The 14,104-nt window shown below is 48.8% G+C and carries 10 protein-coding genes and 1 tRNA gene; 10 read left to right on the top strand and 1 reads right to left on the bottom strand.

Features of this window, described 5'->3' with window-relative positions; translation table 11 throughout:
- Positions 1–125 precede the first annotated feature (125 nt).
- The gene (locus MKQ68_RS11895; protein WP_264283482.1) at positions 126–461 is read right to left on the bottom strand and encodes a sensor histidine kinase; all 336 of its coding nucleotides are present in this window, start codon (positions 459–461) and stop codon (positions 126–128) included.
- Positions 462–803: 342 nt separating this feature from the next.
- Here MKQ68_RS11895 and MKQ68_RS11890 point away from each other — a divergent pair.
- The 10 genes from MKQ68_RS11890 (at position 804) to MKQ68_RS11845 (ending at position 14,090) form a co-directional block, all read left to right on the top strand.
- Positions 804–876: transfer RNA gene (locus MKQ68_RS11890), tRNA-Lys, on the top strand.
- Positions 877–1,224: 348 nt separating this feature from the next.
- Positions 1,225–1,806, top strand: a complete 582-nt coding sequence (locus tag MKQ68_RS11885) for an RNA polymerase sigma factor (protein ID WP_264283481.1) — start codon at positions 1,225–1,227, stop codon at positions 1,804–1,806.
- A gap of 262 nt (positions 1,807–2,068) precedes the next feature.
- Positions 2,069–3,457: a TlpA disulfide reductase family protein gene (locus MKQ68_RS11880; protein WP_244844523.1), complete on the top strand. Its 1,389-nt coding sequence runs from the start codon at positions 2,069–2,071 to the stop codon at positions 3,455–3,457.
- Positions 3,458–3,830: 373 nt separating this feature from the next.
- Complete coding sequence (locus MKQ68_RS11875; protein ID WP_264283480.1) at positions 3,831–4,412, top strand: RNA polymerase sigma factor; 582 nt, start codon at positions 3,831–3,833, stop codon at positions 4,410–4,412.
- 83 nt (positions 4,413–4,495) lie between these two features.
- The gene (locus MKQ68_RS11870; RefSeq protein WP_244844527.1) at positions 4,496–5,641 is read left to right on the top strand and encodes a FecR family protein; all 1,146 of its coding nucleotides are present in this window, start codon (positions 4,496–4,498) and stop codon (positions 5,639–5,641) included.
- Positions 5,642–5,871: 230 nt separating this feature from the next.
- Positions 5,872–9,210, top strand: a complete 3,339-nt coding sequence (locus MKQ68_RS11865; protein WP_264283479.1) for a SusC/RagA family TonB-linked outer membrane protein — start codon at positions 5,872–5,874, stop codon at positions 9,208–9,210.
- A 3-nt stretch (positions 9,211–9,213) separates the two neighbouring features.
- Positions 9,214–10,635 (top strand): RagB/SusD family nutrient uptake outer membrane protein, encoded by a 1,422-nt coding sequence (locus tag MKQ68_RS11860; RefSeq protein WP_264283478.1) that lies wholly within the window; start codon positions 9,214–9,216, stop codon positions 10,633–10,635.
- A gap of 17 nt (positions 10,636–10,652) precedes the next feature.
- Positions 10,653–11,402, top strand: coding sequence for a DUF4843 domain-containing protein (locus MKQ68_RS11855; protein WP_264283477.1), 750 nt, complete (start codon positions 10,653–10,655; stop codon positions 11,400–11,402).
- A gap of 27 nt (positions 11,403–11,429) precedes the next feature.
- Positions 11,430–12,923 carry a PKD-like family lipoprotein gene (locus MKQ68_RS11850; protein WP_264283476.1) on the top strand — a complete coding sequence of 498 codons (1,494 nt, stop codon included), beginning with the start codon at positions 11,430–11,432 and terminating at the stop codon, positions 12,921–12,923.
- Positions 12,924–13,085: 162 nt separating this feature from the next.
- The gene (locus MKQ68_RS11845) at positions 13,086–14,090 is read left to right on the top strand and encodes a TlpA family protein disulfide reductase (RefSeq protein ID WP_264283475.1); all 1,005 of its coding nucleotides are present in this window, start codon (positions 13,086–13,088) and stop codon (positions 14,088–14,090) included.
- Positions 14,091–14,104 lie beyond the last annotated feature (14 nt).

The following is a 14,104-nucleotide window of genomic DNA, read 5'->3' as shown; positions in this document are numbered from 1 at the left end:
GTCGGGTGAGGGTATATATAATATGGAGCGTTGCTATTAAATATTTAATAGGAGGTGGGATATATAAGGCGGGTAAAGTATGGAAGATGCTCGCCGCATACTGCGGCTCGAAGCCAATGCCATTATCACTTAAAGTAATCTTCGCCATTCAGGTTAACGAGGCTGGTCGGTACCTCAGTGGAAGTGGTGGAGGAGTAAGATAATACGCCCTCTATCATCGATGACATCCGCTGTGCCGATGCGATAACTTTGTCAAGAAACACATTTCCGTTATCGGAAAGGTGTGTCTCCGCGTCATTCTGTAAACGATTGATGAAGAACTTGATCTTCCGCAGCGGTTCTTTCAGGTCGTGCGAGGCCACATGTGCGAATTGCTGCAGGTCTTCGTTGGAGCGCATATACCAGGGAGGGCCGGACTTCTGAGGCGGATTGCTACAATATGCCGTAAGCGCTGCGGCCATTGCTCCATTGCGCCCAGGGGAGGAGCCTGCCAGTCGTGTGCGTCAAGTATTTCGGACATCACTTTGTCGCCTGAAAAAAAGTGTACGTTTCCGTGTTGCTGTGAGAAGTGAAAGTTCATACGTGTGGGAAAGTACTAATTAATTTCAACACGTATGTTATCTATCTGGGCATCAACCGAGAGTGTGGATACTTGACCGCAATTAGGCTGGTAAAGGGTTTGGGGCGTAACGTTTAGTGTACATCTGGCATCCGCTATTGCGGCAAATGAAAAAAGTTTCTTAAATATTTGGAAGTGATCTCTATTTTCCTACCTTTGCAATCCCAATTTTAGGAAAGGGAATGATTTCGTAGCTCAGTTGGTAGAGCAATACACTTTTAATGTATGGGCCCTGGGTTCGAGTCCCAGCGAAATCACGAAAGCCGCATAAGTCGTAAGATTGGTGCGGCTTTTCTGCTTTCAGCAAACGACGGCAGACTAGTTTCGTTTCAACCTGAATGTGGATCAAGTTGAAAAGTTGAGGGATTGAATGTCTACGCATACAATTTATTCAGCCTGAAGAGAAAGAATTCTACGTCTCTGACACCTCTCATCGCATTCCTGAACGATTTTATTTATCAGCTCTGAGATCTGCCAATGATAGGCTTCCTATGCGTTTATGTCAGTTTTGGTCATTTCAATTGCACCGTTTACATTAACATTTTACCTTTACCTTTCACTTTTTTTTCGCAACTTGCAATTGCCTATTAAAATTGTAGGAAATATTGACCACCAACCATCTAAATAGTGAAAGTGAACTCCTGCAGCGCATCGCTGGAGGAGATGAAGCCGCTTTCGCCACCCTTTTTAACACCTGGTATCCCTTGCTGTCCACTCTGGTACTTCGGGTTACCCGGTCCGAGATGCTGGCGGAGGAAGTGGTGCAGGAGGTATTTCTGAAAATATGGATGGGCCGCGAATCGCTGGCCTACGTCACTCGGTTTAAACCATTCCTCTGGGTAATGGCCAAACATATGGCGGTAGATGCGTTACGGAAAGCAGCCTCGCGCGTAGCGCGGGAACAGGCGTTCGGTCAGGGCTTAGCGCAAACGGAAGCCGACCAGGAGCCAGATTACCATACATTAATAGACGAGGCCGTTAACCGCCTGCCGCCACAACAGCAAAAGGTTTACCTGCTTGCACGGCGCGATCGGCTCAAACAAGCCGAAATAGCGGAATTATTAGGAATTTCCATATCCACGGTAAAATCATATATGCAGCTGTCCGTAAACGCTATTACGCTGTATATCAAGCAAAAAGCCGGCTTAGGCGTTGCTATTTTGAGCATCCTCAAAATTTTCTCGTAATATTTTTGAATACACTACCTACTTTCTCCTTTTCAGCTTCGTCCTTAATAAAACAATTATTGTAAAATGGCCGAAACCAGCTTTCGTGAACTATTCGCGCGCTAGTCGCCGCTATAAGTGCCGAAGAAAAGGCGGTAGCCGAAGCAAAAAGCGCCCTGAAGGAAGGGAAATACCTGGGCACCATCCTCAGCACCACAGTAACAGAATATGAGAGGGCGTTGGAGAAATACCGGGCCGCTGCTAAAAAATAAACACGCATCACATGAAGTATATCATATCGATATGCCTGCTGTTGCTCTCGGCTTTTGCCCGAGGGCAGCAGCAGGATACTGTAGTGGCCGCGTTATTGGCGGAAAAGAACCCGCAGCGGCTACAGCAGCAATTGCAGCAACTTAGTAAGGGCACGGAGCAGCAGTTTGACCAGTTAATCGGTTACCATTGGCAAGCGCACCCGGAGAAGGTGGATAGTCTGTTTAAGGTTGCTGCTTCGCGTTTCCCGCGCGGGCGTTGGGCGGCAGAAGCACGTAAGGATGTGGTTTCGCGCGAGGAAGATCCACTTAAACAACAGCAGCTCCTCGCTACGTATAAACACGATTTTCCGGCTGCAGACTATGACGATATTCATCACTGGATCGCCTATCAGTTAGCTTCGAAGAAAAAGGGGGATTTAGCGTTGCAATACGCCGATAGTCTTCATACTCCTGAATATTTTCCAAAGCTTTTCAGCGCTATTTATAAGATGGTAACGGAGTTTGATTATAATGGGGCTCGCACCGCACTGCAATCCAAACTGTCCCGATCCGGCGCCCTGTTGGATAATGGGGGCAAAACGGATGAAGCCTCTCTGAAATTATACGAGCTGTATGCTCAGTTATTGGAAAAGTCCGGCGATAACAAAGAGGCGATAAAGTACCTGCGTGCTGCCTATAAAAATGGTCGTAAGCCGGGCGATGACCTCACCAGATCCTATGCTAATGCGCTCATTAGCGCAGGGTTGCTGGAGGAAGCATACCCTGTACTGGATACGCTGGTGAAGCGCGGTCTTGGTAATCCGGTTTTCCGGTCAGCCCTGGCTTCGGCTTATACGAAAGTATATCCCGGAAAAGATGGTCAGGCGTATGTGACAGCCATTCAACATGAACTGAATGCAGATATCCGAAAGGACATCGAAAAGCTGGCCATAAAGGAGGCTGCACCAGCTTTCACATTGCTGGACGAATCGGGTAAGCAGGTTGTCCTTTCCGATTTTCGTGGAAAGATCATCGTATTGGACTTCTGGGCCACCTGGTGCGGCCCCTGCAAAGCGTCTTTTCCTGCGATGAAGTTGGCGGTAGAAAAGTATCAGCAGGACCCGGCAGTGAAATTCCTTTTTATCCATACTATGGAACGGGTAAAAGACCCACAGAAGGACGCAAAAACATACCTGACGGCCAATAACTATCCTTTTCCATTGTACATGGATCTTGCGCCGGTGGACCGTAGCAAAAAGAGGGCAGTAGAGGCGTTCGGTGTGAGAGGCATTCCCGCCAAGTTCGTAATTGATGCCGCAGGGAATATCCGTTTTAAAGTGACGGGCTTTTCCGGCGGAGATGACGCATCATCGGAAGAGGTTGCGGCTATGATTGATTTCGCCAAAATGCATCCATCGTGATAAATTAGAAAAATGCGGCTGATAGTTTAAACTCATGGTTGATATGAATCAGAAGAAGAGGTCCTGGCATTTTTTGCCGGGACTTTCTATGTGATGCACTATCGCCGACTAGTCACTATCGAATGATTGTCAGTAAATTGTGGAGAAAGGGGGCCAGGTGAAAATCACGATTGCAATTGACGACCGGCGCTTTCGATAATGCCGGTCGTATAATGTTAAGCGTTATAGTCCAATTTATCCGCACAGATAATCAGCAAAAAATCCGGCTTTGATCATCTGGCAGGATAATACCATATACTGGCTATATTTTAGCCTTAAGGAGTATTCTCCTTTTTTTATATTTTTAAGGTTAATTAGGATTGAATATCAGGGAATGGAGGAAATGAGTGATATAGCCTTGCTGCACCTGCTGGAGAGGGATGATGAACATGCCTTCACCAGCCTTTTTCACCGTTACCGCAACAAAATCTACTCCATTGGCCTGGAACTAACCGACTCCGCTTTTCTGGCGGAAGAAATCGTACAGGACGTTTTTCTCAATATTTGGTTGAAAAGAAAGCAGCTGGGCGAAGTGGCGCATTTTCGTGCGTATCTCTTTACCACGGCACGAAACGTTGTTATTAATGCGCTGAAGAAGAAGGCAACCGAAGAGCGCATTGCCCGGGAACTAGCCTTGCCCGTTGATTACGACACCACAAATTACGAGGCACTGCTAAGCAAGGAATATGAAACGGTGATGCGGGAGGCTATTACGCGGCTTCCTGCCAGGCAGCAACAGGTTTACCGCCTGGTGCGTGAAGATGGCCTTAAACGTGAAGAAGTGGCCGCCTTGCTGAATATATCGCCTGAAACCGTTAAATCCTCCCTCGCCGACGCTATGCGCAGCATACGCGCCTACTGCAAAGCAAACCTCGACTTGTTGGGTTTCCTGCTGATCAGCATTCTGCTTGATTAGATTTTTTTTCATCCCGCACACCCCCAACGGCTTTTTGAGATTGTCTCTATTAACGGGAGTTTTTTCCCATTTAATTTTTGCTGATGGACCGAGCCAGCGGAGAACAGTTATTTCGCAAGTACGCGCAAAAGGATATTACGGAAGCTGAAAAGGCCGCTTTTTACGAGTGGCTGGAAACTGCACAGGACACCTCGCAGCTGGGTGACCTGGTGGACGAATACATTGTTTCGTTCGCCGATACTTCTGTGGTGGAAATGAATGAACAGGCTGCCGGTTCTATTCTAAATGCCATCCTTTCCTCCGGTAAAAAACCGGTACGCCGCCGTCGCACATACCTGCTGGCCGCAGCAGTAGCTGCACTGGTGGCCACTTCGTCAGGAATTTTCTGGGCACTACAACTACCGCCGGCTCCCCCAAAGGTGCTGGCCCCTATAGCCGATAATGCACCGGTGATGTCGGGCGGGGCCAAAGCAGTGCTCACGTTGGGCGACGGCTCGAAGGTGGTGCTGGATAGTGCCGCGCAAAGGCAGATCGTTAGCGGCCCGGTAACGGCACAACAATCGGGCGGTAGCCTGCACTACGACGCTTCCGGCGCCGCACAGCAGCATACGTTGTTTACGCCGCGCGGCGGGCAGTTCAGGCTGCAGTTGCCAGATGGTACAAAGGTTTGGCTGAATGCCGCCAGCTCCATTACTTTCCCCACCGCCTTTGAAGGTAACGAGCGGCTGGTGCAAGTGAGCGGTGAAGTTTATATGGAGGTTGCTGAAAACGTACGGCAGCCTTTTCGCGTGCAGGTAACGAACGGCCCCCGGCTGGAAGTGCTGGGCACCAGTTTTAACATTAATGCTTATGCAGATGAGCCCATACAAAGAACTACCCTGGTGCAGGGCAGCATCCGCTACATATCCGGTACCACCTCGCAGGTGTTGAAGCCCGGGCAGCAGGCTTTGCTGGAAAATGGTAAAGTAACTTTCGGAACAGCTGATGTAAGCGAAGTGCTGGCCTGGAAAAATGGGCTGTTCCATTTCTCCGGTGCCAGTCTGCAGGAAGTAATGCGGGAACTCTCCCGCTGGTACGATGTGGATGTCGCGTATGAAGGCCTGGTACGGCCAAGGAGCTTTGAAGGCAAAATAGGCCGCGACCTGTCACTGCAAGACGTATTATCTAATCTCGGGAAAAATAGCGTGCATTATAAAATCGAAGGTGGAAAAGTAATTGTGCTGCCTTAAAAACCAACTATTTAAATAACTAGAATTTATCACTAAAAATCAACCAGTAACAGAAAGCTTGTAAAATAACACACGTAACAAAGAAAAACGGTGATGCGCTAACATCACCGCATAAGAGAAAAATCGTCGGAAAACGGATTTATTCACTATCAATCAAAATTATGTATTTCACCGCTTTGTGCCAAATGCGAAGGGGACAGCCCTGCCTATCAACCAAAATCATCAGGACCATGAAACTACTGACACTACTGCTTACAACTGCTATACTACAGGTATCGGCCAGCAGTCATGCCCAGAACGTCCGCTTTACCGGTAAAAACGTACCCTTAAAGAGCGTATTTTCAGCCGTGGAACAGCAAACCGGTTACGTGTTCTTTTATGATGCCGACTTGTTAAAACTCTCCAAACCGGTAACCACCTCGGCCGCCACTATGCCGCTGCCGGCCTTCCTTAGCAGTGTGCTGGCCGATCAGCCGCTGGAGTATGAGATCAGGAACAAAACCATTTTTATCAACAAAAAAGAGCAGCTGCCTGCCGCTCCTGCTGCTGCGTCACCCCCTCCGCCATTTGTGCTGAAGGGAGATGTAACAGGCCCCGAAGGTCCGCTTGTTGGCGCATCTGTAAAGGTGAAAGGCACCTCCCGTGGCGCTACTGTAGGCATCGATGGTAAATTCAGCCTGGATGTAAACGTTGGCGAAGTGCTGGTGATTACGTTCCTCGGTTACCAGCCACGCGAAATCAGGGTGGCAGACACTCGTCCGCTGAGCATCCGCATGGCAGTATCGGAAACGGCCATTAAAGATGTCGTGGTAACGGGGATGTTTACCCGTAAAGCCGATACTTACACCGGCGCCACCACAACATTCAGTAAAGACGACCTGATGAAGGTGGGCTCGGTAAACGTACTGCAAAGCCTGCGTAACCTCGAGCCTTCCATGCTGGTGATCGATAACAATGACCTGGGTTCTAACCCTAACGCACTGCCCGACATCCAGATTCGCGGACAAAGCGGCCTGCCGGACATTAAAGGCGAATACCAGAGCAATCCCAACCTGCCGCTGTTTATTCTGGATGGTTTCGAAACTACCCTGCAGAAGGTGGTAGACCTGGACATCAACCGTGTAAAAAGCATCACCATGCTTAAAGATGCCGCTTCTAAAGCGATCTATGGATCACGCGCGGCTAACGGTGTGGTGGTGATAGAAACGGAAAGGCCTAAACCAGGGAAAGTGCGTCTTACCTATAACAGCAACGTTAATATACAAACACCCGACCTCACCAGCTACAACCTTACCAATGCCCGCGAAAAGCTGGAAGTAGAACTGGCAGGCGGTGTGTACACCGGTACCACACCTCAGTCTAATTACCTGATGATGCAGGATTATAACGCTAAACTGGCGATGGTGGAAAGTGGTATCAATACCGACTGGTTGTCTAAACCGCTCCGTAACAGCGTCGGTCAGCGCCACTCACTGCGGCTCGAAGGTGGCGACCTTGGCTTCCGCTATGGCATCGACCTTATGTACAATAACGTGAAGGGGGTGATGAAAGGGTCGGACAGGAATACGCTCTCCGGCGCCATCGATCTGTCGTACCGCGTCAGGACTTTCTCCTTCAATAACATTCTTACCATCACCGATAACAAGGGATATAATTCAAATTGGGGCGCATTCAGCCAGTACGCTTATATGAACCCTTACCTGCCTTTTTACGACGATAACGGCCGTATCCTGAAAGAGATCAGCAATTTTCGTGTGCTGCAGGGCGGCGGCGGGGCCGGCGCCACAACGGTAACAGCGGTATATAATCCTGCTTATAATGCTACACTGAAAATGCGCGACGATAATGCGTATACGGACATCACGAATAACTTTAGTGTAGACTGGACGATCGTACCGGGGTTGCGTGCCACCGGCCGTTTTAACCTCACGAAACAGCTTACACAGGCAGATGTGTTTAAGCCCGCAGATCATACTGATTTTACCTCGTCGGTTTATGCAGGAGATGAAGCTTTCCGCAAGGGCAGCTATTCCCGCAGTAATGGTAAGCAGTTTTACTACACGGCTAACGTGCTGCTGGCCTATACCAAATCGCTGGGTAAACATCTGCTGAACCTAAACGGTGGCGGTGAGTTGAATAATCGCCAGAACGATGCGGCTACTTATATCGTGGAAGGTTTTCCAAACGATCGGCTCGATGAGGTGACCATGGCGCTGCAGTACATGAAAGACTCGCGTCCTACAGGTTTTGAAAACACCGTGCGCGATCTGAGTGCTATCGTGTCGGGTAACTACTCGTACGACGAGCGTTACCTCGCCGACTTCAGCTACCGTGCCACCCGGTCGTCTCAACTGGGCACCAACAATCCCTGGGGTAACCTTTGGTCTGTGGGGGTGGGTTGGAACCTGCATCACGAAGCGTTCATCAAATCGCTGGGCGCTATCAACCAGTTCCGTCTGAGAGGCTCTACAGGTTACACCGGTACGCAGTCATTCAGTTCTTACATCAGCATGGCTACCTATGTGTATTACCTCGATAAATCTTATAACGGTGCCAATGGCGCTTATTTAATGGGGCTCGATAATCCCGATCTGGGCTGGCAGCGCCGGCAGGATAATAACATCGGAATAGACCTGGGCCTGTTTAAAAGTTTGAACATGCGGTTAGATTACTATGTAAGTAATACCGACGGGTTTATTACGGATATTACCATGCCCTTGTCCAGCGGTTTTTATACCTACAAAGCCAACCTGGGTAAACTGCAGAACAAAGGTTTCGATGTCCGTTTCGACTACCGGTTGTACTACAATACGCAAACGCGCAACGCATTCAACGTGTTCTTTAACGTATCGCATAACAAAAACATCCTCAAACAACTTTCCAACTCACTGCGTTCGTTTAATGACGAGCAGGATAGTAAGGGCTATAACACTAATCTGAAAGATGCGACCATTCCCCGCGTTCGTTTTGTAGAGGGGCAGTCTGTAAACACTATATGGGCGGTGCAGTCATTGGGTATTGATCCTGCAACGGGGCGCGAGTTGTACCTCTCCCGCGATGGCAAACCGGTATTTGACTGGAATGCGGCCGACCAGATCGCAGCCGGCGATGCACTGCCAAAGCTGAATGGCAACTTTGGGTTTAACGCAGCTTGGGCTGGTTTCAACTTTACCACGAGCTTCCGTTTCCAGACAGGTGGACAGATCTACAATCAGACACTGGTAGATAAGGTGGAGAACGCAGACATCCGCAGAAATGTGGACAAACGCGTATCTACAGACCGATGGCGTAATCCGGGTGATGTCAGCTTCTTTAAAAACATTGCCAATACAGTGTATACACAGGTAAGCACCCGTTTTGTGGAAGATGACAATAAACTCACGTTGGGTGTAGTGAACCTTACTTATGACCTGGACAGGCTGCGTGCCGTGAAGGCGGCTGGTTTCAGCAGGCTGAGGGTAGGTTTTAATACTGCGGAAGTATTTACTTCCTCTACTGTAAGAGTAGAACGCGGTATTTCTTATCCCTTCGCACGTTCATACAACTTTACTTTATCCGCATCACTTTAAGATATGAAAACATTCAGCAATTACATATGGTTAGGCGTACTGCTCCTGTTCGCGGCTTCCTGTTCTAAATGGATCGATGTGAAACCTAAAACACAGGTGGAAGCCGGCGAATTTTTTAAGAACCAGCTGGGCTTCCAGGAAGGGCTTAACGGCGTATACCTGCAAATGAACGATCGTAGTTTATACGGCCGCGAAATGACTTTTGGACTCGCTGACGCGCTGGGCGGGCAATACGTATTGGGTATCACCACTAATGTGGCTTACCAGGATGCACAAAAAGGTATTTATGATGGTTACATGCGTACCCTCACCGACAGCATCTGGGGCCGATCGTACACAGCCATTGCTAACCTGAACAAGTTGATCACGGCGATAGACATGGCAGACAGTGCTATCTTTTCCGGCAATAACTACCGCGTGATAAAAGGGGAAGCTTACGGCCTGAGAGCATTTTTACATTTCGACCTTCTACGCTGGTTCGGTAAAAGTTATGCGGTAGGGCAGGGGAAGGATACGGCTATTGTTTACAAAAAGCTGTTCAACACCCAGATTCCCCCACGTGAAAGTGTGGCCAGCACTATCGCGAATGTACTGGCAGACCTCGGCGTGGCAGAGGAAGCATTGAAAGCAGATATTGCCTACACAGGAGCGATGACGGCCGACAGGCGCTTGCGGTTTAATTACTATGCCGTAAAAGCCCTGCAGGCCAGGGTATACCTTTGGGCGGATGATAATACCAACGCGCTCAAGGCCGCAGAAGAAGTAATAGCAGCACAGGGCAAATTTCCCTGGGTCACTTCTTCTGCCATCTCCATCGGTAACGACCTGCAAAAGGACCGTGTGTTTACAACCGAACATATTTTCGGTTTGTTCACCAATGATATGAACCGCAATACGGAAAGCCTGCTGGATACATCGAAGTTTACCAATCAGTTAACGATCGATGCCAACCGTGTGGCCGAACAATTCGAAACATCCAGCGGTGGTAATGTGGACTGGCGGAATATCTACCTTATCCGGAACGTGGCTACCGGTACCGGGCCTAAGCTGTTCTTCGGCAAGTTGTACCAACCTTCAGGTTATACGGTGGCGCTGGCAAAACGGATGCCCCTGATCCGCATTCCTGAAATGTATTATATCGCTGCGGAAGCGCTTATTGCTACAAATCCGGGTAAAGCAATAGGCTACCTCAATACCGTACGTAAGAACCGAGGTTTGGCCACAGAACTGTCTGCCACGCTGACAGCCGACCAGATCCATAATGAAATTCGTAAAGAGTACAGGAAAGAGTTTCCGCTTGAAGGTCAGGTGTACTTCTATTACAAACGCAGGAACGCCACGACTATTCCGGGTGCTACCGGCACATTCAGTGCTGCACGCTACCTGCCATTGCTGCCCCTGCGTGAACTGGAATATGGCCGTTAATCATTAAACCGAACAACATGAAGAGAAATCATTTGATATACATCTTGTTGGCCGCCTTTAACTTCCTGGCTGCCTGCGAAAAGAACGAACAGGATCCTGCCTACAAAGGCGAGCCCGGACTGGTGATCGGTGGCCTGGAGGCCGAAGGCGCCAGCGGTTCAGCGCTCAGTTATTCTTTTGCCATCAGTCCGTCCGCCGTTACTAAAGATACCCTCAGCCTGATGGTGCAAACGATTGGCAACGTATCGGACGTAGACCGCAGCTTCAGCATTGCGATAGACACGAACAGGACTAACGCACTTGCCGGCGAGTACCAGTTGCCGAAAACCTTTGTAATGCCTGCCGGGCAGTTCAAACAAACGTTACCACTGGTGCTGAACAGGGCGTCCCGCCTGAAGGATACCAGCACTACGCTCTCGCTCGTGGTAGTAGAGAACGAAAACTTTAAACCCGGGCCTTACCTGGGCGGCGTGGCCAATATGGGCCCGCAGTTTACAGTTACCTGGTCTGACCGCCTTACCAAACCTTCGTACTGGGACAATGCCGGTACCGGGATGATATACACGGCAGGCAAGTGGAGCCGTGTAAAACACCAGTTACTGATCGATGCAAGCGGTTATGCCGAATACAGCACGCTGGACTTCACCGTGAAGTATTACATCGCCGGCGTAGCCGCAGAGTATCTCCAGAAGCTGAATGCAGCCAGCGGCACGCCGTTGAAAAATGAAACGGATGTAGTGATCAGCATCTGCAGCCAGTGTAACTGATTGTTTACTTAAAACAAGAAACGAAGTATGAAACTCAGACAATATGCTTTCCTTTTACTTTGTGCACTGCCGTTCGCGGCTTGCCTGAAAGACAAGGGTAACAATGATATCAAGGAACTGAACACTTTTTATGTAGATACTGCAGGCCTCCAAACCAGCTTTGAAGCACGTCAGAGCCTGGCCAACCTGAAAGTGGAACCGAAAGTTGTATACAGCGGCGATACGGCTAATCTTACTTACCTGTGGCGTTTGTATGCGACCACTTCTACATATGATACGCTTTCCAACGCCCGCAACCTGGATGCACCGGTATCGCTCAAATCCGGTACTTATCCGCTGGAACTGATCGTCACAGAAAAAACAACGGGACTGCGTGCGTTCATGCAGTATTCTGTACAGGTATTGGCGGCAATTCCTTCCGGCTGGATGGTGGCATATGAAAAAGATGGCAATACAGATGTCGATCTTATCCGCGCTACCGACTTTATTGCCAATCTTGTAAAAGATACCATGATAAATCAGGCCTATTCACGCTCTAACGAAGGCCCGATGCCTGGCACGCCATTGAATATCACTTATCTAAGTACCAGTGCATCCTACCTGTTTACGACTAAAGATGCAGGTGGTTTACAGAACACTGACTTCAGAAAGGTGATGACTTATCCTCAGTTATTCGTGGGTGAAACGGACCCTCCGTACCAATTCACGTCTTTCCATACCGGTACCTACAGCCAGGGGATGTATATCAATGGTAAACATGCATACTGGGGAAGCGGTGGTGTGATGCTGGGCAAACTGCTGACGCCGGATAATACGGATAACTACGAGGCAGCCCCATTCATGGTGTTTATGTATGCCCGCAATGGTTTGTTCTACGATCAGCAAGGCATGCGTTTCCTTTTCGCCAACCAGTGGTCTGGTACTTCCTCAGCATTTACCAATGCCAACGCAGGAGCAAGGTTTAATCTGAACAATATGGGTAAGAAGCTGCTGCATCTGGAGCGGGGATTTATGCAGGGGCTCAATAACGACCCTTATAAGTATGCGTTCTTTAAAGATGTTTCAGGCAACGGCCGTTATCTATACGTGTTCAATTCACAAGCCCCCGCTACACCTGATGTTGCAGCTTTAGACATCAGCAACGTTCCGGACATCCTGGATGCAAAGTTCTATGCGATCAGCAATAAAGGGCCTGCGATTTTTTATACTACAGCTTCGAAAGTGTATTCTTTCACATACGATTACATCACCAATACTTACGCTACACCGGTAGCTGGGTTTACTGCCCCGGCGGGAGAAGTTATCACCGCATGCACGATGTTCAAATCGCATCTGGGTAATTCTGCGCAGACGGTATACGACAGCAAATTGCTCTTTGTAGCGACCTGGAATGAGGCGACCAAAACAGGCAAAGTACACCTGTTCGCCATCAATGAAGTAAGTGGTGCGGTAACGCCCCAGCCGCTCAAAACCTGGAATGTAGGTGGTAAGGTAGGCAGTATGGGATATAAAAATGCTTAACGGCTGCCACAATTACGACAGTGCCGCCGGAGTAGCTTATCGGCTATGATCGACATGGGCCGTAACGATTGATAAGTTTTGAATATTAAACGATAAGGCCCTGGTTTTCGTGCCGGGGCTATTTACAACCTGCTGTCACCAGCTTTTTAAAATACTCATTATATGAAAAATGCGAAATGCCGACCTCTTTCAAAAATATTGGGTATGATATGCTGTCTTGGGGTTTGGCATGCTGCCGCGGTAGCGCAGACTGATGCGCCTGTCATCCGCAATAAGATCGGCGATGTTGCCCCTTCCTTGTTCATCACCAAATGGCTGAAGGGAACTCCAATAACAAAGTTGGAGAAGAACAAAGTATATGTAGTTGAATTCTGGGCCACCTGGTGTACGCCCTGCATCCTCGGTATGCCGCATATGTCAGATATGGCAAAAAGGTATAAGGACGTCACCTTTATTGGCATCACATCAATGGAAAAGACATTAGCCGATTCTGCAAAAGCACAGGCTTTCGCGGACAGGTCAAATGGCATGATGGCTTACAATGTAGCTTTTTCAGACCCTAAAGGTGAAATGAGCAAATACTGGATAAGTGCCTTCGGACAATCCGGTATTCCCGTTGCTTATGTGATCGATAGAATGGGCAATGTCGCCTGGATTGGTCACCCGCTTATGGGTTTACAGGAGGCCGTTGAACTGGCAAGACAGGATAAACTAACTGCCAGTGCAGCCCAAAAGGTGAATGAAGATTGGAATGCAAAAAGAATTCATGGCAAGTTGAAAGATTCGGCGTTGAAGGTAGCCCTCAAAGAAAACAGGACGCGTGATGCCATCGCGCTCAATGACGAGGTGCTGGAGGGCCTGCCGTTCAATGTGGCTATCGCAGCAGGCAAGAGATATGCACTGCTTACCGCCATAGATTCTGTTGCTGCAAGAGCTTATGGCGAGCGGCTGATAAAGAAACATGGTAATGCCCCGCTCGTGCTTAAAAGTGTAGCCTTTACAATCTTTGAAGGCTGTGACGCCCGCGTCATCCACGAGGTGAAAGTTAAAGTAACCGGCGTTCCCGACTACAAGTTAGCCCGCGCCTTGCTGCTGAAGTCTTTGGAATGCAGCGAGAAAGACAGTAAAACTGCTATGTATCTGGATCGTATCGAACAAATGAAGTAACGTCATTAAAAAAA

Origin of the sequence: Chitinophaga horti (assembly GCF_022867795.2) — a bacterium.
In the GTDB taxonomy this organism is placed as follows: domain Bacteria; phylum Bacteroidota; class Bacteroidia; order Chitinophagales; family Chitinophagaceae; genus Chitinophaga; species Chitinophaga horti.
The sequence above is the reverse complement of the archived record's forward strand: the minus strand, read 5'-3'. Positions and strand labels throughout refer to the sequence as shown.

Bases quoted from the DNA above. Each gene is read 5' to 3' on its own strand.
- MKQ68_RS11895 (WP_264283482.1), bottom strand. From the start codon at position 461: ATGGCCGCAGCGCTTACGGCATATTGTAGCAATCCGCCTCAGAAGTCC.
- MKQ68_RS11880 (WP_244844523.1), top strand. From the start codon at position 2,069: ATGAAGTATATCATATCGATATGCCTGCTGTTGCTCTCGGCTTTTGCC.
- MKQ68_RS11875 (WP_264283480.1), top strand. From the start codon at position 3,831: ATGGAGGAAATGAGTGATATAGCCTTGCTGCACCTGCTGGAGAGGGAT.
- MKQ68_RS11870 (WP_244844527.1), top strand. From the start codon at position 4,496: ATGGACCGAGCCAGCGGAGAACAGTTATTTCGCAAGTACGCGCAAAAG.
- MKQ68_RS11865 (WP_264283479.1), top strand. From the start codon at position 5,872: ATGAAACTACTGACACTACTGCTTACAACTGCTATACTACAGGTATCG.
- MKQ68_RS11860 (WP_264283478.1), top strand. From the start codon at position 9,214: ATGAAAACATTCAGCAATTACATATGGTTAGGCGTACTGCTCCTGTTC.
- MKQ68_RS11855 (WP_264283477.1), top strand. From the start codon at position 10,653: ATGAAGAGAAATCATTTGATATACATCTTGTTGGCCGCCTTTAACTTC.
- MKQ68_RS11850 (WP_264283476.1), top strand. From the start codon at position 11,430: ATGAAACTCAGACAATATGCTTTCCTTTTACTTTGTGCACTGCCGTTC.
- MKQ68_RS11845 (WP_264283475.1), top strand. From the start codon at position 13,086: ATGAAAAATGCGAAATGCCGACCTCTTTCAAAAATATTGGGTATGATA.